Origin of the sequence: Actinotalea solisilvae, from assembly GCF_016464425.1 — a bacterium.
Taxonomy (GTDB): domain Bacteria; phylum Actinomycetota; class Actinomycetes; order Actinomycetales; family Cellulomonadaceae; genus Actinotalea; species Actinotalea solisilvae.
The window spans coordinates 29752-48744 of sequence record NZ_JADDKQ010000002.1; the positions used below are offsets into that span (position 1 = coordinate 29752).

Genomic DNA, 18993 nt, shown 5'->3' on the forward strand with positions numbered 1-18993 from the left:
CAGCCCGGCCGGCCGCGCGGCCCGTCAGCACCCCGCTCGTACCCCGCTCGTCCAGGAGGAACCGTGAGCACCACACCCGACGTCGTCATCACCGGTCTCGGCGCGACGACGCCCCTCGGTGGCGACGTGCCCAGCACCTGGCGGGCGGCCCTCGCGGGCGAGTCCGGCGCGCGCACGCTCGACAACGACTGGGCGGAGACCTACGGCATCGCCGTGTCCTTCGCCGCGCAGCTGAAGGTCCGTCCCGAGGAGGTCCTCGCGCGTCCGGAGATGAAGCGCATGGACCCGTCCGCGCAGTACGCGATCATCGCGTCGCGCGAGGCGTGGGCCCACGCCGGCTCACCCGAGATCGCGCCGGAGCGCCTCGGCGTCGTCGTGTCCTCGGGCATCGGCGGCATCTGGACGACGCTCGACGCGTGGGACACCCTGCGCGAGAAGGGCGCGCGCCGCGTCCTGCCGATGACGGTCCCCATGCTCATGCCCAACTCCCCCGCCGCCTACGTCGAGCTCGAGCTGGGCGCCCGCGCGGGTGCGCACGCGCTCGTCTCGGCGTGCGCGTCCGGCGCGGAGGCCATCGGCTACGCCGCGGACATGATCCGCACGGGCCGGGCCGACGTCGTCGTCGCGGGCGGCACCGAGGCGGCGATCCACCCCATGCCGCTCGCCGCCTTCGCGGCGTCGCGCACGCTCTCGACGCGCAACGACGACCCGGCCGCGGCGTCGCGGCCGTACGACACCCAGCGCGACGGCTTCGTCCTCGGCGAGGGCGCCGGCATCGTCGTGCTCGAGTCGGCCGAGCACGCCGCGGCGCGTGGCGCGACCGTCTACGCGCGCATCGCCGGCGTGGGCCTGAGCGCCGACGGCTACCACATCACCTCGCCCGACCCGGACGGGATCGGCCAGGTCACGGCGATGAACGCGGCCCTGGCGCAGGCGGGCGTCGCGGCGAGCGACGTCGTGCACGTCAACGCGCACGCGACGTCGACCGTCGTCGGCGACCTCATCGAGGCGCGCAGCGTCCGGACCGTGCTGGGTGACGCGGCCGACCGCGTCGCGCTGTCGGCGACCAAGTCGATGACGGGCCACCTGCTCGGCGGGGCGGGCGCGCTCGAGACGATCTTCACGGTGCTCGCGCTGCACGACCGCCAGGCGCCCCCGACGATCAACGTCGACCAGCCGGACCCGGACCTCGTCCTCGACCTCGTACGCGGCACGCCGCGCGCGCTGCCCGACGGCCAGATCGCCGCGATCAACAACTCCTTCGGCTTCGGCGGCCACAACGTCGCCCTGGTGGTCACCTCCGCCTGAGCCGTCCGCCGGGCGGGTCGCGCCGGCTCGTGCCGTCCGGATGCTCGCACCCGAACGTCTCTCGCAGGTCGACCCGTACACAACGCGCCCAGACGTCCGGATGCTCGTCTCCACAGGGCTCGAGCGGCTCGGAGCGGGCCGAGTCGCACATCCCAGCGGTGGAGCGTGGTGTGGTGCGCCGGCCTGGCGGGCCTGGCGGGAGGCGCGTCAGCGCCGGATGGACGGCCGGTGCACCGCACCGCGCTCCACCGCGACCCCGATCGCGCGGGCCTGAGACCGGCCCCGACGCTCAGCCGACGCGGTGGAGCCAGCGGACCGGGGCGCCCGCGCCGGCGTAGCGGAAGGGCTCGAGCTCGTCGTCCCAGGCCTGGCCGAGGGCGAGGTCGAGCTCGCGGCGCATGCGGTCGGCGTCGCCGGCGTGCTCGAGAGCGGCGCGGATGCGGTCCTCGGGGACCATCGTGTTGCCGTGCACGTCCGTGGCGGCGTGGAAGATGCCCAGCTCGGGCGTGTGGCTCCAGCGGGCGCCGTCGGCGCCGTGGCTCGCCTCCTCGGTCACCTCGTACCGCAGGTGCGCCCACCCGCGCAGGGCGGACGTGAGGCGCGCGCCGGTGCCCTGGGCGCCTTGCCACGAGACCTCGGCCCGGAACATGCCGGGCGCGGCCGGCTGCTCGGTCCAGTCCATGACGAGTCGGCTGCCCAGCACACCGCCGGCAGCCCACTCGATGTGGGGGCACAGGGCACGGGGTGCCGAGTGCACGAAAAGTACACCGCGGGTGATGGCACCAGCCATGTCACACCTCCTGACGGGTCGAGGGTCGTCTTCCCCAACGACCTCATCCCGTGCCGGGAGGCTGCATGGTCACGCGGCGTGCTGGGCCCAGCATGCCTGATCCTCGGGCCGCAGCGCCAGCAGGAGCACCGGCGGCGGCCCGGGCGCGGGCCGCCCCAGCTCAGGCGAGCTGCTCCCGCATGGCCCGCATGGCCTTCTTGCGCACGCTGCGCTCGAGCCGGTCGAGGTAGAGCATGCCGTCGAGGTGGTCGACCTCGTGCTGGAGGCAGCGTGCCATGAGCTCGGTGCCCTCGACCACGACCTCCTTGCCGTCGAGGTCCTCCCCGACCACTCGCGCGTACCAGGCGCGGTGGGTGGGGTACCAGAGGCCGGGCACCGAGAGGCAGCCCTCGTCGCCGTCCTGGTACTCGTCCTCGGACAGCTCGACGATGCGCGGGTTGAGCACGTAGCCGAGGTCGTCGTCGATGTTCCAGGAGAAGGCTCGCAGGCTCACGCCGATCTGGTTGGCGGCGAGCCCCGCGCGGCCCTCGTGGTCCACGGTCTCGAGCAGGTCCTCGACGAGCGAGCGGACGCGGGAGTCGATCTCCGTGATCGGCTCGCAGGGGGTGCGCAGCACCGGGTCCGGCACCACACGGATCTCTCTCATCGCCATGGCTCGATCCTGCCATGACCGCCGACGCGCGAGCGCTGACGACGCCGCCGCGCGCAGGGCGCGGTCGGCGCCGTCAGCGTCCGACGTCGGCCGGGGCTCAGCGCGGCGTAGCCACCCGGGCCGCGCGCTCCTGGCGGCGGTTCCGGTACCACTTGACGCCGGCGATGATCATCGGAAGGTACTTGAGGAGTCGTCCCATACCGCCACTGTCCGTCCTCGGGCCGCACCGCGCCACCGGCGGCGGCCGTAGCCCCTGCGGGCCGCGCGTCCCGCGCCTAGGCTCGGAAGCAGCGAGGCGCCCCCGCGGCGCACCCGACGAAAGGACCGATCATGCGGATGAAGGCAGCTTTCCTCCTCGGCGGAGCCGTGGGCTACGTCCTCGGCACCCGCGCCGGCCGTGAGCAGTTCGAGAAGATCCGGTCGTCGGCCCAGACGCTCTGGCAGGACCCCCGCGTCCAGGGCACCGTCTCCGAGGCGAGCACGTTCGTCAAGGAGAAGGCACCGGACCTCAAGGACAAGGTCGGCGGTGCGGTGCGCTCGGCGACCGGCGCCGTGACCGGCCGCGGCCAGGAGCAGGTCGGCGACACGTGGGAGACCAGCACGGAGGACCTCTCGGGCACGAGCACGACGGGCACGGGCGGCACGACCACGGGCACGACCGGCACGACGGGCACGACCGACGACGGGCCGAGGGTCGGCGGCAGCGGCGCGTTCTGAGCGCAGCGCTCGCGAGCCGCGCCACGGCGCACGCCACAGCCGACGGGCGGCCCCGGCCCCCCGGCCGCCCGGCCGCCGGCGCCGGCCGACTCGACGAGGTGGTGGGGTTTGGCGGCGGGGGTGAGGAACGTCGGGAAGTCGTCGCCCAGCGCAACCTGCCGCAGCACGTCCGCGGCGTCGTCGAACCGGTCCCCGGGGGTGCGCTCCAGCCCGGCGAGCACGTCCGCGAGCACCGACGCGACGTGCTCACGCGTCACGCGCGTGCCGTCCACCGTCGTGACCCCGTGGTGGATCCACTGCCAGAGCTGGGAGCGCGCGATCTCGGCGGTCGCCGCGTCCTCCATGAGGTCGTCGATCGCGGCGGCGCCCGTGCCGCGCAGCCACGACTCCAGGTAGCGCAGCGCGACGGAGACGTCGGAGCGCACGCCGGCGTCGGTGACGCGACCGCCCGCTGAGGCGACGTCGAGCAGGTCGTCCGCCGTGACGTGCACGTCCTCGCGGCGCACGTCCCGCTGGTCGGGCCGCTCCCCCAGCACCGCGTCGAACACCTCGGCGGCCACGGGGACCAGGTCCGGGTGGGCCACCCAGGTGCCGTCGAAGCCCGCCGCCGCCTCGCGCTGCTTGTCCCGGCGCACCTGCTCGAGCGCGCGGGCCGTGACCTCGGGGTCGCGCCGGTTGGGGATGAACGCCGACATGCCGCCGATCGCCTGGGCGCCGCGCCGGTGGCACGTCGCGACGAGGAGGTCGCTGTAGGCGCGCATGAAAGGCACCTCCATCGTCACGGCCGAGCGGTCCGGCAGGACGAAGCGCGGACCGCGGTCCCGGAACGTCTTGATGATGCTGAAGATGTAGTCCCACCGGCCCGCGTTGAGGCCCGCGCAGTGGTCGCGCAGGGCGTGCAGGATCTCCTCCATCTCGAACGCGGCCGTGACGGTCTCGATGAGCACCGTCGCGCGGATCGTGCCGTGGTCGAGGCCGAGCCGGCGCTCGAGCAGCGTGAAGACGTCGTCCCACAGCCGGGCCTCGTGGTGGCTCTCGAGCTTGGGCAGGTAGAAGTAGGGCCCCCGCCCGCCGTCGACGAGCGCGCGCGCGTTGTGGAACGCGTAGAGGCCGGCGTCGACGAGGCTCGCGGACGCCGGGGAACGCTGGCCGGTGCGGTCCGTGACGCACAGGTGCTTCTCGGCGAGGTGCCAGCCGCGCGGGCGCATGACGATCGTCGGTGTGCGCCCGTCGGTGCGGACCCGGTACTCCTTGCCCTCGGCGGACGTGAAGTCCACCCGGCCGCGCACCGCGTCGAGCAGGCTGTGCTGGCCGCCGACGACGTTGCGCCAGGTCGGCGACGTCGCGTCCTCGAGGTCCGCGAGCCAGACGCGCGCGCCCGAGTTGAGCGCGTTGACCGTCATCCTCCGGTCCGTCGGCCCCGTGATCTCCACGCGACGGTCCTCGAGCCCCGGGCCGGGACCGGCCACGCGCCAGGACGGGTCGGACCGCACGCCCGCCGTCTCCGGGAGGAGGTCGAGGTCGGCGCCGTTGGCGACGGCCTCGCGGCGCCGCTGCCGCTCGAGCAGCAGGTCGTGGCGGCGGCCCGCGAACTCGGCGTGGAGCTCGCCGAGGAGCTCCAGGGCGGCGGGCGTGAGGACCTGCTCGGTGCCCGGGACCCACGGGCCGCGGACCTCGACGCGCGACGTCGTGCCGGTGGCCGCCGCCATCGAGGTGCGTGGGGTGCGTGGGGTGCGCGGGGTGGGCGTGGTGGGTGTGGTCAGGGTCGTCATGGTGCTCGTCTCCTCGGTCTGGGTGCGTGGGTGCGTCCGGCGCGCGACGGCGACGTTCAGTGCCGACCCGTGAACTGGGCGGTCTCCGTCGAGCCGGCCATGGCCGTCGTCGTGCTGCGGGGGTCGACCGTCGTCGCGACGCGGTCGAAGTACCCGGTGCCGACCTCGCGCTGGTGGCGGGTCGCGGTGTAGCCGTCGGCCTCGGACGCGATCTCGGCGTCCTGGAGCTCGACGTACGCGCTCATGCCGCGCCGGGCGTAGCCGCGCGCGAGCGTGAACATCGAGTGGTTGAGCGCGTGGAAGCCGGCCAGGGTGATGAACTGGAACGCGTACCCGTACGACGCGAGCTCGCGCTGGAACCGCGCGATCGTCGGGTCGTCGAGGTGGCCGCGCCAGTGGAACGACGGCGAGCAGTTGTACGCGAGCAGCTTGCCGGGGAACCGCTCGTGGATCGCCTCGGCGAACTCGCGGGCGAGGCCGAGGTCGGGCTCGGACGTCTCGACCCAGAGCAGGTCGGCGTAGGGCGCGTACGCCGAGCAGCGGGCGACGACGGCGTCGAGCCCCGGCCGGACGCGGTGGTAGCCCTCGGACGTGCGCTCGCCCGTGAGGAACGGCGCGTCGGCCGGGTCGACGTCGGACGTGAGCAGGTCCGCACCGAGCGCGTCCGTCCGCGCGACGACGAGGGTCGGCACGCCGGCGACGTCGGCCGCGAGCCGGGCCGCGCTGAGCGTGCGCACGTGCTGCGCCGTGGGCACGAGCACCTTGCCGCCCAGGTGGCCGCACTTCTTCTCGGCCGCGAGCTGGTCCTCCCAGTGCACGCCGGCCGCGCCGGCGGCGATCATCGCCGTCATGAGCTCGTAGGCGTTGAGCGCCCCGCCGAACCCGGCCTCGGCGTCCGCGACGACCGGGGCCATCCACTCGCGCGACGTCGTCCCCGTCTCGGCGTGCTCCACCTGCCCCGCGCGCAGGAGCGCGTTGTTGATCCGCCGCACGACGGCGGGCACCGAGTTGGCCGGGTACAGGCTCTGGTCGGGATACGTCTGGCCCGCGAGGTTCGCGTCGGCCGCGACCTGCCACCCCGACAGGTAGATCGCCTCGAGCCCGGCGCGCACCTGCTGGACCGCCTGGTTGCCCGTGAGCGCGCCGAGCGCCGGCACCCACTCGCGGGTGTGCAGGAGGTCCCACAGCCGCGCGGCGCCGCGGCGGGCGAGCGTGTGCTCCTCGACGACCGGGCCGCGCAGCGCGACGACGTCCGCCGCGGTGAAGTCGCGGCGGATGCCGTGCCAGCGCGGGTCGGACGCCCAGCCCGCGGCGATCTCCTCGGCCGTCTCGTGCGGGTCCCCGGGCAGTCGGCGCGCGTCGGACGACGTGGCGGGCGTCGGGCCGGGCGTGCCGGTCGGGCGGGGCGCGCCGGTCGCGCCGGTCGCGCCGGCCGGACGGTGCGTGGTCGTGGTGCTCACGGTGGTGCTCCTCTCGCCGGCTCGCGGGTCGGGCCGTGCGTCCACCGTGGGCCCCGGGCCGGCCCGGACCGCCGTGCGTCGCGCGTGAAGAACCGGCGTTCTTCACGGCCACGGAACCTGGTGCCGCCACGCGGCCGCTGCGAGCGTGGACGCATGACGACGACGCACACGGGAGCACCCGCCCCGGCCGACACGGCCCCGGGCGCCGACGCGCTCACGATCGGCCGCCGGATCCGCCACGTCCGGACGGCGCGCGGCATGACGCTCGAGGACCTGGGCGCCGCCGTGGGGCGCGCCCCGTCGCAGATCTCCATGCTCGAGAACGGCCACCGCGAGGCGAAGGTCTCGCTGCTCCAGCAGGTCGCGGCCGCGCTCGCGGTGCCGGTCGCCGCGCTGATCGTCGACGAGCCGCCGTCGGCGCGCGCGGCGCTCGAGATCGCCCTGGTCCGCGCCCAGCGCGGGCCGCTGTTCTCGTCGCTCGACATCCCCGCGGTCGCCGTCGGGCGCTCCCTGCCCACCGACGCGCTCCAGGCGCTCCTCCGCCTGGGCGAGGAGCTGCAGCGCCTGCTCACCGAGCGCGCCGCGACCCCGGAGGAGGCGCGCCGCGCCAACGCCGAGCTGCGCTCGACGATGCGCGCGCAGGACAACTACTTCCCCGAGCTCGAGGCGCACGCGCGCAGGCTGCTGGCCGCCGTCGGGCACCCGGGCGGGCCCCTGTCGCAGCGGGGCTCGGCCGAGATCGCCGCCCACCTGGGCTTCACGCTCCACCACGTCGCCGACCTGCCGCACTCGACCCGCTCGGTCACCGACCTCGAGCACCGCCGCGTCTACCTGCCGCACCACGCGTCCACGGACCCCCGGTCGCCGCTCCTGCAGGCGCTGGCGTCCTACGTGCTCGAGCACCGCGAGCCGCGCGACTACGGCGACTTCCTGCGCCAGCGGGTCGAGGCCAACTACCTGGCCGCCGCGCTCCTGCTGCCCGAGGACGGGGCGGTCGCGATGCTCAGCGAGGCGAAGGCGGCCCGGCGGCTGTCCGTCGAGGACCTGCGCGACGCGTTCGCCGTGACCTACGAGACCGCGGCGCACCGGTTCACCAACCTCGCGACGCGGCACCTCGACATCCCGGTGCACTTCATGAAGGTCCACGAGAGCGGGACGCTGCACAAGGCGTACGAGAACGACGGCGTCGCGTTCCCCAGCGACCCGCTCGGCGCGATCGAGGGTCAGCCGGTCTGCCGCCGCTGGACCGCGCGCACGGTGTTCGCGATCCCGGACCGGATCAGCCCGTACTCGCAGTACACGGACACGCCGTCGGGCACCTTCTGGTGCACGTCGCGGGTCCAGTCCGGGCCCGACGGCGAGTTCTCGGTCAGCGTGGGCGTGCCGTTCGCCCAGGTGCGCTGGTTCCAGGGGCGCGAGACCCGCGAGCGCGCGACGTCCCGCTGCCCCGACCCCACGTGCTGCCGGCGGCCGCCGGACCACCTCGCCGAGCGCTGGGCCGGCCGGGCCTGGCCCGCGGCGCGGCCGCACGCGAGCACGCTCGCGGCGCTCCCGGCGGGCGTGTTCCCGGGCGTCGACCAGACGGAGGTGCTGACGTTCCTCGAGCGGCACGCGCCCGCCTGACGCGCACGGCAGACTGGGCGTCGTGCAGCCCGTCCTCATCGCCCTCGGGGGCGTCCTCACGCTCGCCGGCGCCGTCCTCCTCGTCCGGGCGTTCCGGCTCGGCCAGGTGGACGACAGCGCAGGCGAGCGACGCACCTTCCGCCTCGCCGTCGGCGCGCTGGCCGCCGGGTCGGCGCTCTTCCTCGTGACCGTCATGGTCACCGAGAGCCGCTGAGGCACCCGTGGCCCTCGACGACGCGACGCAGTCGGCGGTCCGCGCGCTGTGGGAGGTCGCGACGCGCCACGGCCGCGAGCCGGTGCCGGTCCCCGAGGCCGACCCGTGGGAGGACGACGACCCGCTCGACGGGCGCCGCGCGTGGGTCCCGGTCGAGATCCCGGGCGTCCCGTCGGTGGTCGTCCGGCTGCACCGCGACGGCGAGGACCTGGTCGTCGTCGAGGACGTCGTCGAGCTCGACGTGCCGCGGCGGCACACGGCCGCGGTGGTCCAGGAGCTCCTCTCGGGACGCGCCCGACGTCGCCTGCGGGCGCGCGGCTTCCTCGGCCACCTGCTGGGGATCGCCCTGCACAACCCGCTGCCCGCCGACCTCGTCGTCACGGTCGACGGCCCGGAGCCGACGTCGTACGAGGCGCCCGTCGTCCTCGCCCCCGGCACGGGCGCGTGGCTCGCGACGCTGGCGACGGCGGCCACCGAGCCGTCGTCGGGCGACCGCCCCGCCGGCTGACCCCACCTGGCCCGGAGGGGGCTGGGACCTTGCCCAGCCGTCGCCGGATGGTCATGCTCGGAGCAGCGGGCGTCCGCTCGGCGCCCCGTCGCCCGACCCGGGTGACGTCCGCCCGCGCGCGGGGGGAGGTGCCATGGCGCGCGTCGCCAACGGCCGGATCGACACGGCCCTGCTGACGCCGGTACCGAGCCTGCCGGGAGCCTTCCTCACGTCCGGCGCGGCGACGGCCTGGGAGGCCGTGCGCGCGGAGGTGCGGCGGCGCTTCGGCTGGACTCCGGCCATCAACGGCCGCCTCAACGCCTACCGGCCGTTCGCCGAGCAGGAGCGCCTGTTCCGCCAGCGGTACACCCCGGCGTTCCGGACGGGCATCGACCCCCGGAAGTGGGACGGCAACGGCGTGCTGCAGACGTGGTGGCGCCTGCCGGTCTTCTCCGCCGCGGCGGTGCCGGGGACCTCCAACCACGGGCTGGGGATCACGGTCGACGTCGTCGGGCTGAAGTACCGGACGGCCGCGTTCGACCAGTTCGAGGCGTGCGCGCACGACCTCGGCTGGACCAACGCCGAGGGCCGGTCGATCAACGAGGCGTGGCACTGGACGCACGGCGCGGGCGCGACATTCGTCGTGGCGGCAGCAGCGGAGGAGGACGACGACATGGTCGACCAGGAGCAGATCAACCGCATGGAGCGCATGCTGCGCGACCTCGTCGGGGCGCACGGGGCCAACAACGGCGCAGCCGTGCCGCAGGAGCAGACGGACCGGCACCGGCTCAAGAGCGTGCTCGACCAGGTCAACGGGCTGCCCGACGCGCTCAGCGGGATCCGGGAGGACACCCGGGACGTGCGCCTGGCCCTGTCCAACGCGCTGCCCACGCTCCTGGGCGCGACGGAGCGCGGTATCCCCGACCCGCAGGAGGTGGCCGAGGCGGTCGCGGACGCCATCCCCGACGACATCGCCGGGACCGTGCTCGCCCTGCTCGCCGCGCGCCTCGACCCGGGGGTCGACCGGTCGACGTCGCGCGCGGCGCCCCGGGGGCGCGGGTCGGCGACGGAGCGCTCGCCCGCGCCGGCCGAGCGCTCCCTGGCGCCCGCGTCCGGGGACGACCGCCCGACGCACCTCGGCTACGACCCGGGGTTCCTCGCGGAGCCCGTGCCCCTGCCGACGCCGGCGGACGGCCGCGGTGGCGCGGCGCCCGCCACGGTGGCGCTCGACTACGTCCACTTCACGGTCCTGCTCCGTCCCGACCGGCGCCTCGCGGCGGCGACCGCCGTCAACGTCGACGGCGCCCGGCTCCTGGACCTCGCGCGCGGGGGCGAGCGCTGGCGCAACGACCGCCGGGTTCCGTCGGGCTCGCAGGCCGGCGCCCCGGTCTACCAGGACAACGACCTCGACCGCGGTCACCTCGTCCGGCGCATGGACCCGGTCTGGGGCGACGACGCGACCGCCGCCGCCGCCAACGAGGACACCTTCCACTACACCAACGCGGCGCCCCAGGTCGCGGTCTTCAACCAGTCGAAGGACCTCTGGCTCGGGCTCGAGGACTACGTGCTCGAGCACGCGGACCGCACGGACACGCGGCTCAGCGTGCTCAGCGGTCCGGTGCTCGCCGACGACGACCCCGAGTACCGCGGCGTCCTGCTCCCGCGCCGGTTCTGGAAGGTCGCCGTCTGGGCCCGCGAGGACGGGCTCGGCGCGACCGGCTACCTCCTCGACCAGTCCGAGCTGCTCGCCGCGCTGCTCGAGCGCGAACGCCGGGGCGCTCCGCGCGCGCTCGAGGAGCTCGGCGCGTATCGGACGTTCCAGGTGTCGATCACCTCGATCGCCGAGACGACCGGCCTCGACCTCGGCCCGCTGCCCGCCGCCGACCGGCTCCCGGCCGAGCGGGGCGCGCAGGCCGCACCCGTCGAGCTGAGGTCGTTCGACCAGGTGGTCCTCTAGGCCCGCGCGGTCGCCGCGCGTGCGAGCGCCTCGGCGTACTCCGGGCGCACGCCCTCGGTCCGGACCTCCTGGAGCACGTGGTCGCGCACGCCCAGTCCCGCGAGGAGCGCGGAGAGCCGGGCGACCTCGAGCTCGTCCAGCACCGTCGGGTCGACGGTCGTGCGCACCTGGAGGGCGACGCCGGCGTCGAGCGCGAGCCGGAGCGAGGCGAACGCCGGGCGAGCGCTGCCGGGGACGCCGGTGACGTCGTCATACCGGCCGGAGGGCGCCTTGAGGTCGAGGCCGACCCAGTCCACCCAGGGCAGGAGCGCCGCGAGGCGCCGCGGGTAGGCGCCCGCGGTGTGCAGGCCGACGCCGAAGCCCGCGGCCCGCACCTGCCGGACGGCGTCGAGCAGGCCCGCCTGGCGCGTCGGCTCGCCACCCGAGAAGACGACGCCGTCGAGCAGGCCCGCGCGACGCGCGAGCAGCGCCGTCACGTCCGACCAGGGCAGCCGGCCTGGCTCGCGCGGGTCGAGCAGCGCGGGGTTGTGGCAGTAGCCGCAGCGCCAGGGGCAGCCCTGGAGGAAGACCGTCGCGACGAGCCGGTCGGGCCAGTCGCACGTCGACAGCGGCACGAGGCCGGCGATCGCCAGCGACGCGGCCGTGGCCTGCGCGCGCCCGGCCGGCGCGGCGCGCTCGGCCGGCCGGGTGGGGCCGGCCACGGCCACCCCCGCGTCAGGGCGCACCGACGGCCGCCACGATCCGGCCGGCGTCGTCGGCGCGCGCCTCGAGGAAGGGGACGCGCTCCGCGTGCTCGCCCTTCTTGCCGACGTTGAACGAGCTCACCGGCCGGTGGTAGCCCATGACGCGGGTCCACACCTCGCACGTCACGGGCGGCGCCGCCGGGTCCGCCGCGGCGCACCGCGGGCACGTGGCGTGCTCGCCCGCGAGGTAGCCGTGGCCGGGGCAGATCGAGAACGTCGGCGTCACGGTCACGTACGGCAGCCGGTGGTTCTCGAGCGCGCGGCGGACGAGCGCGCGGCACGCCGCCGCGCTCGACACGCGCTCCGACATGTAGAGGTGCAGCACGGTGCCGCCGGTGTACCTCGTCTGCAGCTCGTCCTGGCGCGCGAGCGCCTCGAACGGGTCGTCCGTGAAGCCCACGGGCAGCTGCGTCGAGTTCGTGTAGTACGGGTTCTCGTCGGTCCCGGCCTGGAGGATCCCGGGGTAGCGGCGGCGGTCCTCCTTGGCGAACCGGTACGTCGTGCCTTCGGCGGGCGTCGCCTCGAGGTTGTACAGGTGGCCCGTCGTCTCCTGGAACTCGACCATCCGCGCGCGCACGCGGTCGAGCAGGCGCAGCGCGATCGCGTGCCCCTCGGGCGTCGTGATGTCGTGCGCGTCGCCCGTGAGGTTGCGGATCATCTCGTTGACGCCGTTGACCCCGATGGTCGAGAAGTGGTTGTGCAGGCCGCGGCCGAGGTAGCGCTTCGTCCACGGGTAGAGGCCCTCGTCGATGAGGCGGCCGACGACCTTGCGCTTGATCTCCAGGGCGTCGCGCGCGAGCACGAGCAGCCGGTCGAGCTCGGCGTGCAAGCCCGCCTCGTCGCCCCGGTGCGTGTGGCCCAGGCGCGCGCAGTTGACGGTCACGACGCCGACGGAGCCGGTCTGCTCGGCCGAGCCGAACAGCCCGTTGCCCCGCTTGAGCAGCTCGCGCAGGTCGAGCTGGAGGCGGCAGCACATCGACCGGATCTGGTGCGGCTCGAGGTCGGAGCTGATGAAGTTCTGGAAGTACGGCAGGCCGTACTTCGCCGTCATCTCGAACAGGGCCTCGGCGTTCGGGGACTCCCACGGGAAGTCGCGCGTGATGTTGTACGTCGGGATCGGGAACGTGAACACCCGGCCGGACGCGTCGCCGCGCGTCATGACCTCGATGTAGGCCCGGTTGATGAGGTCCATCTCGGCCTGCAGCTCGCCGTAGGTGAAGTCCTGCTCGACGCCGCCCACGACGGGGACCTGGTCCCGCAGGTCCGGGGGGCAGGTCCAGTCGAAGGTGAGGTTGGTGAACGGGGTCTGCGTGCCCCACCGGGACGGCACGTTGAGGTTGTGCACGAGCTCCTGGACACCCTGGCGCACCTCGTCGTAGGTGAGCCCGTCGAGGCGGACGAACGGCGCCATGTAGGTGTCGAACGAGCTGAACGCCTGGGCGCCGGCCCACTCGTTCTGCATGGTCCCGAGGAAGTTGACCACCTGGCCGACGGCGGACGAGAAGTGCCTCGGCGGACCGGACTCGACCGCGCCGGGGACCCCGCCGAGCCCCTCGGCGAGCAGGGTGCGCAGGGACCAGCCCGCGCAGTACCCCGCGAGCATGTCGAGGTCGTGCAGGTGGATCGCCCCGTCGCGGTGCGCGTGGCCGATCTCCGGCGGGTACACGTGCGAGAGCCAATAGTTGGCGGTCACCTTGCCGGCGGTGTTGAGCACGAGCCCGCCGAGCGACCAGCCCTGGTTGGCGTTCGCGTTGACCCGCCAGTCCGACCGGTCGAGGTACTCGTCGACGGAGGAGACGACGTCGACCACGGTCCGCGCGTCGTCCCGCAGCCGGGCGTGCTGGGCCCGGTAGGCGATGTACGCCCGCGCCGTCCCCGTGTGCCCGGCCGCGAGCAGCGCCTCCTCGACGAGGTCCTGGACGTGCTCGACGTGCGGGTACGGCACGTCCTCGGCGGCGAGACGCGCGAGCACGCGGTCGGCCACCGGCGCCGCGTAGGCCTCCGCGTGCTCGACGTCGGTGGCTCCCGTGGCGAGCGCGGCCCGGGCGATCGCGGACGCGATCAGCCCGGGCTCGAACGGCACCGCCGACCCGCTGCGCTTGATGACCCCGACGACGCCCATGACGACCCCCCGCTCCGCGAGCGGGACCACATGTTGTGCCCGTCCGCCAACTCAGCCACTAGATACGGGGAGAACGATGGCGGTCGACTCCGATCATGGCGAGGACCTTCGTCCCGACCACGGCCGCAGCGGGCTCGCGCGCGCCCACCGCGACCGGCGTGTCGCTCCCGGCCCAGCCCCGCCGGACGACGCCGTCGGCGGTAGCGTGCGCGCGCCCCGACCGTCTCCGAGAGCGAGCGAGCATGACGGCAGACGACCGCGCCACGGTCGAGCTCGCGTGGACCCCCGAGCAGGCGGACTACGTCGACGCCTACCGGGCCCGCGACCGCGCCGACCGCAGGCTGAGGGCCTTCACCCTCCTCGGCGGCGCCGTGGTGGTCGCGTGCGTGGCGGCCGCGCTCTCCGGCACCCCCGACCTCCTGCCGCTCGCGGCGGGCGTGGGCGTCGGGGTGCTGGCCGCGCCCCTCGCCACGCGACACGCGGTGCGCCGCCTGTGGCGGGCCGGGCTCGCGGGGCGGGGACCGACCCGGGCGCGCGTGGAGCCGGGTGTCGGCATCACCTCGGTGAGCCGCGGTGCGACGACGCAGACGGAGTGGACGCACCTGACGCGGCTGCTCGAGACGCGACGGTCGTTCGTCCTCACGGTCGGCGGGCAGCGCGTGGGCTACGTCACCGTGCTCCCCAAGCGCGGCCTTCAGGACCCCGCCGACGTCGACCGCCTCCGCGCGCTGCTCGCGCACGAGACGCGGGCCGCGCGCGACGGCGCCGCGCGGGCCGGCGCCCTCGCCGCCCTCGGGGCGACCGACGCGCCGTGGGACGCGCCCGCCGCCCCGGGCCCGGCGTCCCCCTCCGACGCGGTCACGCTGCGCTGGCTCCCCGCGGTCGAGGACTACGTCGAGGCGTTCGAGGCGCGCTCACGTGCGCGCCGCACCCGTCGCCTCGCCGTGCTGCTCGGCGCCCTGGCTCTCGTCGCCCTCGGGGCGGTGCTCACGCGCGAGCCGGTCACCGTGGTCCTCCTGCTCCTCGTGGCCGCGATGGCCGTGCTCGAGCGTCCGATGCTGCGCCGCGCCGTCCGTCGCTCGTGGGGCAAGGAGCCCGCCCTGCGCGAGGAGAGGATCGCCCGGCTGGCGCCCGACGACGGCCTCGTCGTCGACGCGGGCGCCTCGAGCGGCCGCTACGGGTGGGACCGTGTCGCGCGGGTCGTCGAGACCGAGCGCTCGTTCGTGCTGCTGAGCGACCGCGCGTGGTCGGGGACGTTCTGGCTGCTCGCCAAGCGGGGTGCGGCCTCCCCCGGCGACGTCGACCGGGTGCGGGCGCTCCTCGCCCGGCACGTCGGCTCGGCACCGCCGCGGGTGGGCCAGGTGGGGCTTGAACCCACGACCGACGGATTATGAGTCCGCTGCTCTGACCGGCTGAGCTACTGGCCCGCGGCGCAAGGCTACGGGACTAGGGTCGCCGGGTGCCGCACGTCCTGGTCGCCGGTCCCGCCTCGTGGAACACCCTCGTCGACGTCGACGCGCTCCCCGAGCCCCACCCCCACACCGTCATGGCGCGCGGCCACCGCGACGGCCTCGGCGGCACGTCCGCGGGCAAGGCGCTCACGCTCGCCCGCCTGGGCGTCCCGGTCACGCTGCGGACGGCGCTCGGCGACGACGACGGCGCGGACCGCATCGCGGCCGCGCTCGCCCACCCCGGTCTCACGCTCACCGCCGCGCGCACGCCCGGCCCGAGCGAGCGCCACCTCAACCTCATGACGCCCGACGGCGGCCGCCTGTCGATCTACCTCGACCTGCCGCCCGACCCCGGCCCGCCGCCGCCCGCCGTGCTCGAGCTCGCCGCGAGCGCCGACGTCGTCGTGGCCGACCTCGCGGGCCACGTGCGGGACGCGCTGCCGGCCCTCCGTGCGGTGGCGAGCGAGGTGTGGTGCGACGTCCACGACCACGACGGCGTCGCCGACTTCCACCGGCCGTTCGTCGACGCGGCGGACGTGCTCGTGGTCTCGGCCGACCGCCTGCCCGACCCTCGCGCGTACCTCGCGGAGCGGGTCGCGGCCGGTGCGCGGTGGGCGGTGTGCACCGCGGGTGCGCGCGGTGCCGTCGCCCTCGGCCGCGACGAGGGGTGGGTCGAGGTGCCGGCCGTGGCCGACGTCACGGTGGTCGACACCAACGGCGCGGGCGACGCGTTCGTCGCCGGGATGCTGCGCGGACGTCTCGACGGGCTGCCGCTGGCTACGTGCCTGCGCCTCGGCGCGGCAGCGGGCGCCCTGGCCGTCGCGTCACCGGACCTGGTGGCCGACGTCGACCTCGACCAGGTCCGTCGCCTGGCCGGGATCGTCTGACGCGGCGACGCCGGACGGGCCGGTGCCGGTTACGTTGAGGGCATGGCCCTCCTGCGACGCGCCCCCCGCCTGCCCGACGACGTCCGCGGCTCCCTCGAGCTGCGGCGCGGCGAGAAGGTGCTCGCGACGGCACCGCTCACCGACGGCTGGGCGGTCGCGACGACGCTGCACCTGCACGTCGCGGGCGCCGGCGCGCTGCGGCGCGCATGGAGCGACGTCGACGGTGCGCGCCTCGACCCCGAGACCGCCGAGCTGACCGTGACGTGGGTGGACGGCTCCCCCGCCTCCGTGCTGCACCTCGACGCCGAGCACGCGCGCGTGCTCGCCCGCGCGGTGCACGAGCGCGTCCAGTCCTCGGTCGTGCACACGGCTCGCGTCACGGTCCCCGGCGGCGCCGTCGTGCGCGTGGCCCTGCGCCGGGACGCCGACGGCGGCCTCCTCACCCAGGTGCTCGGCGACGGGCGCGTGGACCTCAGCGACCCGCGGACGGCCGCCGCCGTCGACGAGGCGGAGGCGAAGGTGCGCGAGGCCGCCGGGCTCGCCTGAGCCTCGCGCAGGCCTCCGCGGCCGGTCCGCGGGTGATCCTTCCGGACACTCCGGGCACCCCCGGCCACCGGTGCCGGTGCACCGCCGAGCATCGGGTAGCATTGCGAACCGCCGATCCCGCGTAGCTCAATTGGCAGAGCATCCGACTGTTAATCGGACGGTTACTGGTTCGAGTCCAGTCGCGGGAGCACAGCATCTCCGCAGGTCAGGCCCCAGCTCGACGGGGCCTTCTGCATGTCCGCCGCCCGCCTCGTCGCCCGCGGCCGATCCGTCAGCCTCGACGACGGGTCAGACGGTCTCCGGGGTGCCCGCGACGCCGCCCGATCAGATCAGCCGCGACGAACGGTCAGACCTCCTACAACGCCCGAAAGAGGAGAGTCACGTGACCGAGCAGACCGCCAGGACGTCCGAGCAGTCCGTCACGACGGGGTACGCGCCGGTGAACGGCATGCGGATGTACTACGAGGTGCACGGGGCAGGTGGCACCCCTCTGCTCCTGCTGCACGGCGGACTCTTCGACATCGATCAGCAGTTCGGCGCGCTGCTCCCCCACCTGTCGCACGGCCGGCAGGTGGTCGCCACGGACTTCCAGGGGCACGGCCGCACCGACGACGTCGACCGCCCGCTGACCGCCGCCGGGCTGGCGTCGGACGTCATCGGCCTGCTCGACCACCTCGGGCTGGCGCAGGTGGACGTCTTCGGCTTCAGCATCGGCGGAGCGGTCGGGTTGCACCTGGCCATCCGCCACCCCGAGCGCGTGCGGCGGCTCGTGGTCTCGTCCGTCTCGTTCCACCCCGACGGTGACCGCGGCGAGAACACCGAGGCGGTCGCCGAGATGACCGTCGACATGATCGCCGGCACGCCCATGGAGGCCGCCTACCGCTCGAAGTCACCGCACCCGGACAGGCTGCAGGACCTGCTGACCAAGCTGAGCCACTTCGACGAGGGCTTCGGCGGCTGGTCGGACGACGACGTCCGCGGGATCTCGGCGCCCACGCTCATCACGGTCGGCGACTGCGACATGGTGCGCCTCGAGCACGCGGTGCGGTTCCTCCAGCTGCGCGGTGGGGACGTCAACGGTGACTTCGAGGGAGTCCCGTCCTCCCAGCTCGCGGTCTTCCCCGGGACGACGCACTTCTTCGGCCTGAGCCGCACCGCCATGGTCGTCGACGCGGTGACGACGTTCCTCGACACCGAGCCGGCACCCGCCACGGTCCCGGGCTGAGTCAGGCACCAGCCGACTCGGGCGTCCACCGGCGAGGCACCGCCCACAGCCGGGCGACCACGAACGCTGCTGGCGGGACACACGCGACTCGCGTCGGCACGGTCACGCGTCGCCACCCCAGTCCGGTCATGCCGACGACCGGTCGGTCGTCCGGAAGTAGCCCCGCCGCACACCCGCGTCCGCCACCATTGGGCTCATGGCAGTGACCGAAGGTCAGTACTCGATCGACCCGGGCGCGGTGGCAGAGCTGGTTGAGGCGTTCTGGGGGCCGAACGGCTGGCGAGTCGGCGCGGGTGGCCTCACCGCGCTCCCGCGGAAGGCACTCGACGCGGGCCTCCTCTTTGCCGGACCTCGCCGGCTCGACCACGACGGGTGGATAGCAGCCGCCCATGCCTTGCGGGATCGGGTGCGCCTCGAGGACGTATCGAACGCCTTTGTGGCGAGCCTCGGTGCGGGCCGGCGTGACCTACGGTCCGCGATCTCCTCGTGGTTCCTTCTCGCGCAGCTGCCCGAGCATGCGCCTGACCCGTGGGACGGCGGCTGCACTTGCGGCATCTGCGGTCTGCCACTGACAGACGAGGAGATCGACCTGAACGTCATGAGCTTCGAGCGGTTCCAGTGGGGGGGCGTCCGACACGACGAGGTCCAGTATGCGACTTTCGACCTCGAGATGTTCCTGCGTGCGCCGCGCGCTGACCTCGACTCGCGCGCCGTCGAACTGGGGCGGTCACTGATACAGCGCCTCCGCAGCGCGCCAGCAAATGCCACCGTGACGTCCCTGTCACGCTCTGCGGGCCTACCCGAGAGCAATGCCGCACGTAGGGAGTCGCTCCTAGCCGTGCTTGGCGTCTGCGGAGTTCTCGCAGCACCCGACCACCCCGGATTCGCGACGACCTTCGTGCCCTTCCGTGACCGCCAGGACCGTCCGACGGGCCGGAGCGACGTCCCCTACCCGGCGTGTTGGTGGCGAGGTGAGTTCGGTATCGACGAGACAGTGGCCGCGCGACTCCTGCCCCTCATAGCGGGCTGAACCCAGCAG

15 protein-coding genes, 2 tRNA genes and 1 pseudogene are annotated in these 18993 nt (G+C 74.7%); 11 read left to right on the forward strand and 7 right to left on the reverse strand.

The window, feature by feature from the left end; all coding sequences use genetic code 11:
• The first annotated feature begins 63 nt into the window (after nucleotides 1-63).
• On the forward strand, nucleotides 64-1308 hold the full coding sequence (locus JIG38_RS02600; protein ID WP_199421961.1) for a beta-ketoacyl-[acyl-carrier-protein] synthase family protein: 1245 nt from the start codon (nucleotides 64-66) through the stop codon (nucleotides 1306-1308).
• Nucleotides 1309-1597: 289 nt separating this feature from the next.
• On the opposite strand, the gene JIG38_RS02605 is transcribed toward JIG38_RS02600, so the two are convergent.
• From JIG38_RS02605 to aceA, 4 genes and pseudogenes are all read right to left on the reverse strand, one after another.
• Nucleotides 1598-2098, reverse strand: coding sequence for a DUF3145 domain-containing protein (locus tag JIG38_RS02605; protein WP_199421962.1), 501 nt, complete (start codon nucleotides 2096-2098; stop codon nucleotides 1598-1600).
• 160 nt (nucleotides 2099-2258) lie between these two features.
• Nucleotides 2259-2750, reverse strand: a complete 492-nt coding sequence (gene def, locus JIG38_RS02610; RefSeq protein ID WP_199421963.1) for a peptide deformylase — start codon at nucleotides 2748-2750, stop codon at nucleotides 2259-2261.
• Nucleotides 2751-3556: 806 nt separating this feature from the next.
• A pseudogene (aceB, locus tag JIG38_RS02615) lies at nucleotides 3557-5239 on the reverse strand (malate synthase A); the annotation flags it as partial.
• A 56-nt stretch (nucleotides 5240-5295) separates the two neighbouring features.
• Nucleotides 5296-6588 carry an isocitrate lyase gene (aceA, locus tag JIG38_RS02620; RefSeq protein WP_233404355.1) on the reverse strand — a complete coding sequence of 431 codons (1293 nt, stop codon included), beginning with the start codon at nucleotides 6586-6588 and terminating at the stop codon, nucleotides 5296-5298.
• 264 nt (nucleotides 6589-6852) lie between these two features.
• Between aceA and JIG38_RS02625 the strand changes: the two genes are divergently transcribed.
• The 4 genes from JIG38_RS02625 to JIG38_RS02640 all read left to right on the forward strand — a co-directional run bounded on the left by JIG38_RS02625 (nucleotide 6853) and on the right by JIG38_RS02640 (nucleotide 10980).
• On the forward strand, nucleotides 6853-8322 hold the full coding sequence (locus tag JIG38_RS02625; RefSeq protein ID WP_199421965.1) for a helix-turn-helix transcriptional regulator: 1470 nt from the start codon (nucleotides 6853-6855) through the stop codon (nucleotides 8320-8322).
• Nucleotides 8323-8344: 22 nt separating this feature from the next.
• A complete protein-coding gene (locus JIG38_RS02630; protein WP_199421967.1) occupies nucleotides 8345-8536 on the forward strand; it encodes a hypothetical protein in 192 nt (63 codons plus the stop codon).
• 7 nt (nucleotides 8537-8543) lie between these two features.
• Complete coding sequence (locus JIG38_RS02635) at nucleotides 8544-9044, forward strand: hypothetical protein (protein ID WP_199421970.1); 501 nt, start codon at nucleotides 8544-8546, stop codon at nucleotides 9042-9044.
• 133 nt (nucleotides 9045-9177) lie between these two features.
• Nucleotides 9178-10980, forward strand: coding sequence for a DNA/RNA non-specific endonuclease (locus JIG38_RS02640; protein ID WP_199421972.1), 1803 nt, complete (start codon nucleotides 9178-9180; stop codon nucleotides 10978-10980).
• Here the strand turns inward: JIG38_RS02640 and JIG38_RS02645 are convergent.
• Together JIG38_RS02645 and JIG38_RS02650 are read right to left on the reverse strand one after the other, a co-directional pair.
• Nucleotides 10977-11681, reverse strand: a complete 705-nt coding sequence (locus tag JIG38_RS02645) for an anaerobic ribonucleoside-triphosphate reductase activating protein (protein WP_199421974.1) — start codon at nucleotides 11679-11681, stop codon at nucleotides 10977-10979. The genes JIG38_RS02640 and JIG38_RS02645 overlap by 4 nt on opposite strands.
• A gap of 13 nt (nucleotides 11682-11694) precedes the next feature.
• Complete coding sequence (locus tag JIG38_RS02650) at nucleotides 11695-13875, reverse strand: ribonucleoside triphosphate reductase (RefSeq protein WP_199421976.1); 2181 nt, start codon at nucleotides 13873-13875, stop codon at nucleotides 11695-11697.
• Between the two features lie 212 nt (nucleotides 13876-14087).
• Here JIG38_RS02650 and JIG38_RS21215 point away from each other — a divergent pair, with 212 nt between their 5' ends.
• The gene (locus JIG38_RS21215) at nucleotides 14088-15239 is read left to right on the forward strand and encodes a YcxB family protein (protein WP_372419739.1); all 1152 of its coding nucleotides are present in this window, start codon (nucleotides 14088-14090) and stop codon (nucleotides 15237-15239) included.
• On the opposite strand, the gene JIG38_RS02665 is transcribed toward JIG38_RS21215, so the two are convergent.
• A tRNA-Ile gene (locus JIG38_RS02665) sits at nucleotides 15199-15272 on the reverse strand. The two genes, JIG38_RS21215 and JIG38_RS02665, sit on opposite strands and share 41 nt — an antisense overlap.
• Nucleotides 15273-15304: 32 nt before the next feature.
• Between JIG38_RS02665 and JIG38_RS02670 the strand changes: the two genes are divergently transcribed.
• The 5 genes from JIG38_RS02670 (at nucleotide 15305) to JIG38_RS02690 (ending at nucleotide 18984) form a co-directional block, all read left to right on the forward strand.
• On the forward strand, nucleotides 15305-16183 hold the full coding sequence (locus JIG38_RS02670; protein ID WP_199421978.1) for a carbohydrate kinase family protein: 879 nt from the start codon (nucleotides 15305-15307) through the stop codon (nucleotides 16181-16183).
• Between the two features lie 42 nt (nucleotides 16184-16225).
• Nucleotides 16226-16729: a hypothetical protein gene (locus tag JIG38_RS02675; protein ID WP_199421980.1), complete on the forward strand. Its 504-nt coding sequence runs from the start codon at nucleotides 16226-16228 to the stop codon at nucleotides 16727-16729.
• Between the two features lie 115 nt (nucleotides 16730-16844).
• A tRNA-Asn gene (locus tag JIG38_RS02680) sits at nucleotides 16845-16917 on the forward strand.
• A gap of 194 nt (nucleotides 16918-17111) precedes the next feature.
• Nucleotides 17112-17954, forward strand: coding sequence for an alpha/beta fold hydrolase (locus JIG38_RS02685; RefSeq protein ID WP_199421982.1), 843 nt, complete (start codon nucleotides 17112-17114; stop codon nucleotides 17952-17954).
• A gap of 196 nt (nucleotides 17955-18150) precedes the next feature.
• Nucleotides 18151-18984 carry a hypothetical protein gene (locus JIG38_RS02690; protein WP_199421983.1) on the forward strand — a complete coding sequence of 278 codons (834 nt, stop codon included), beginning with the start codon at nucleotides 18151-18153 and terminating at the stop codon, nucleotides 18982-18984.
• The last annotated feature ends 9 nt before the right edge of the window (nucleotides 18985-18993 follow it).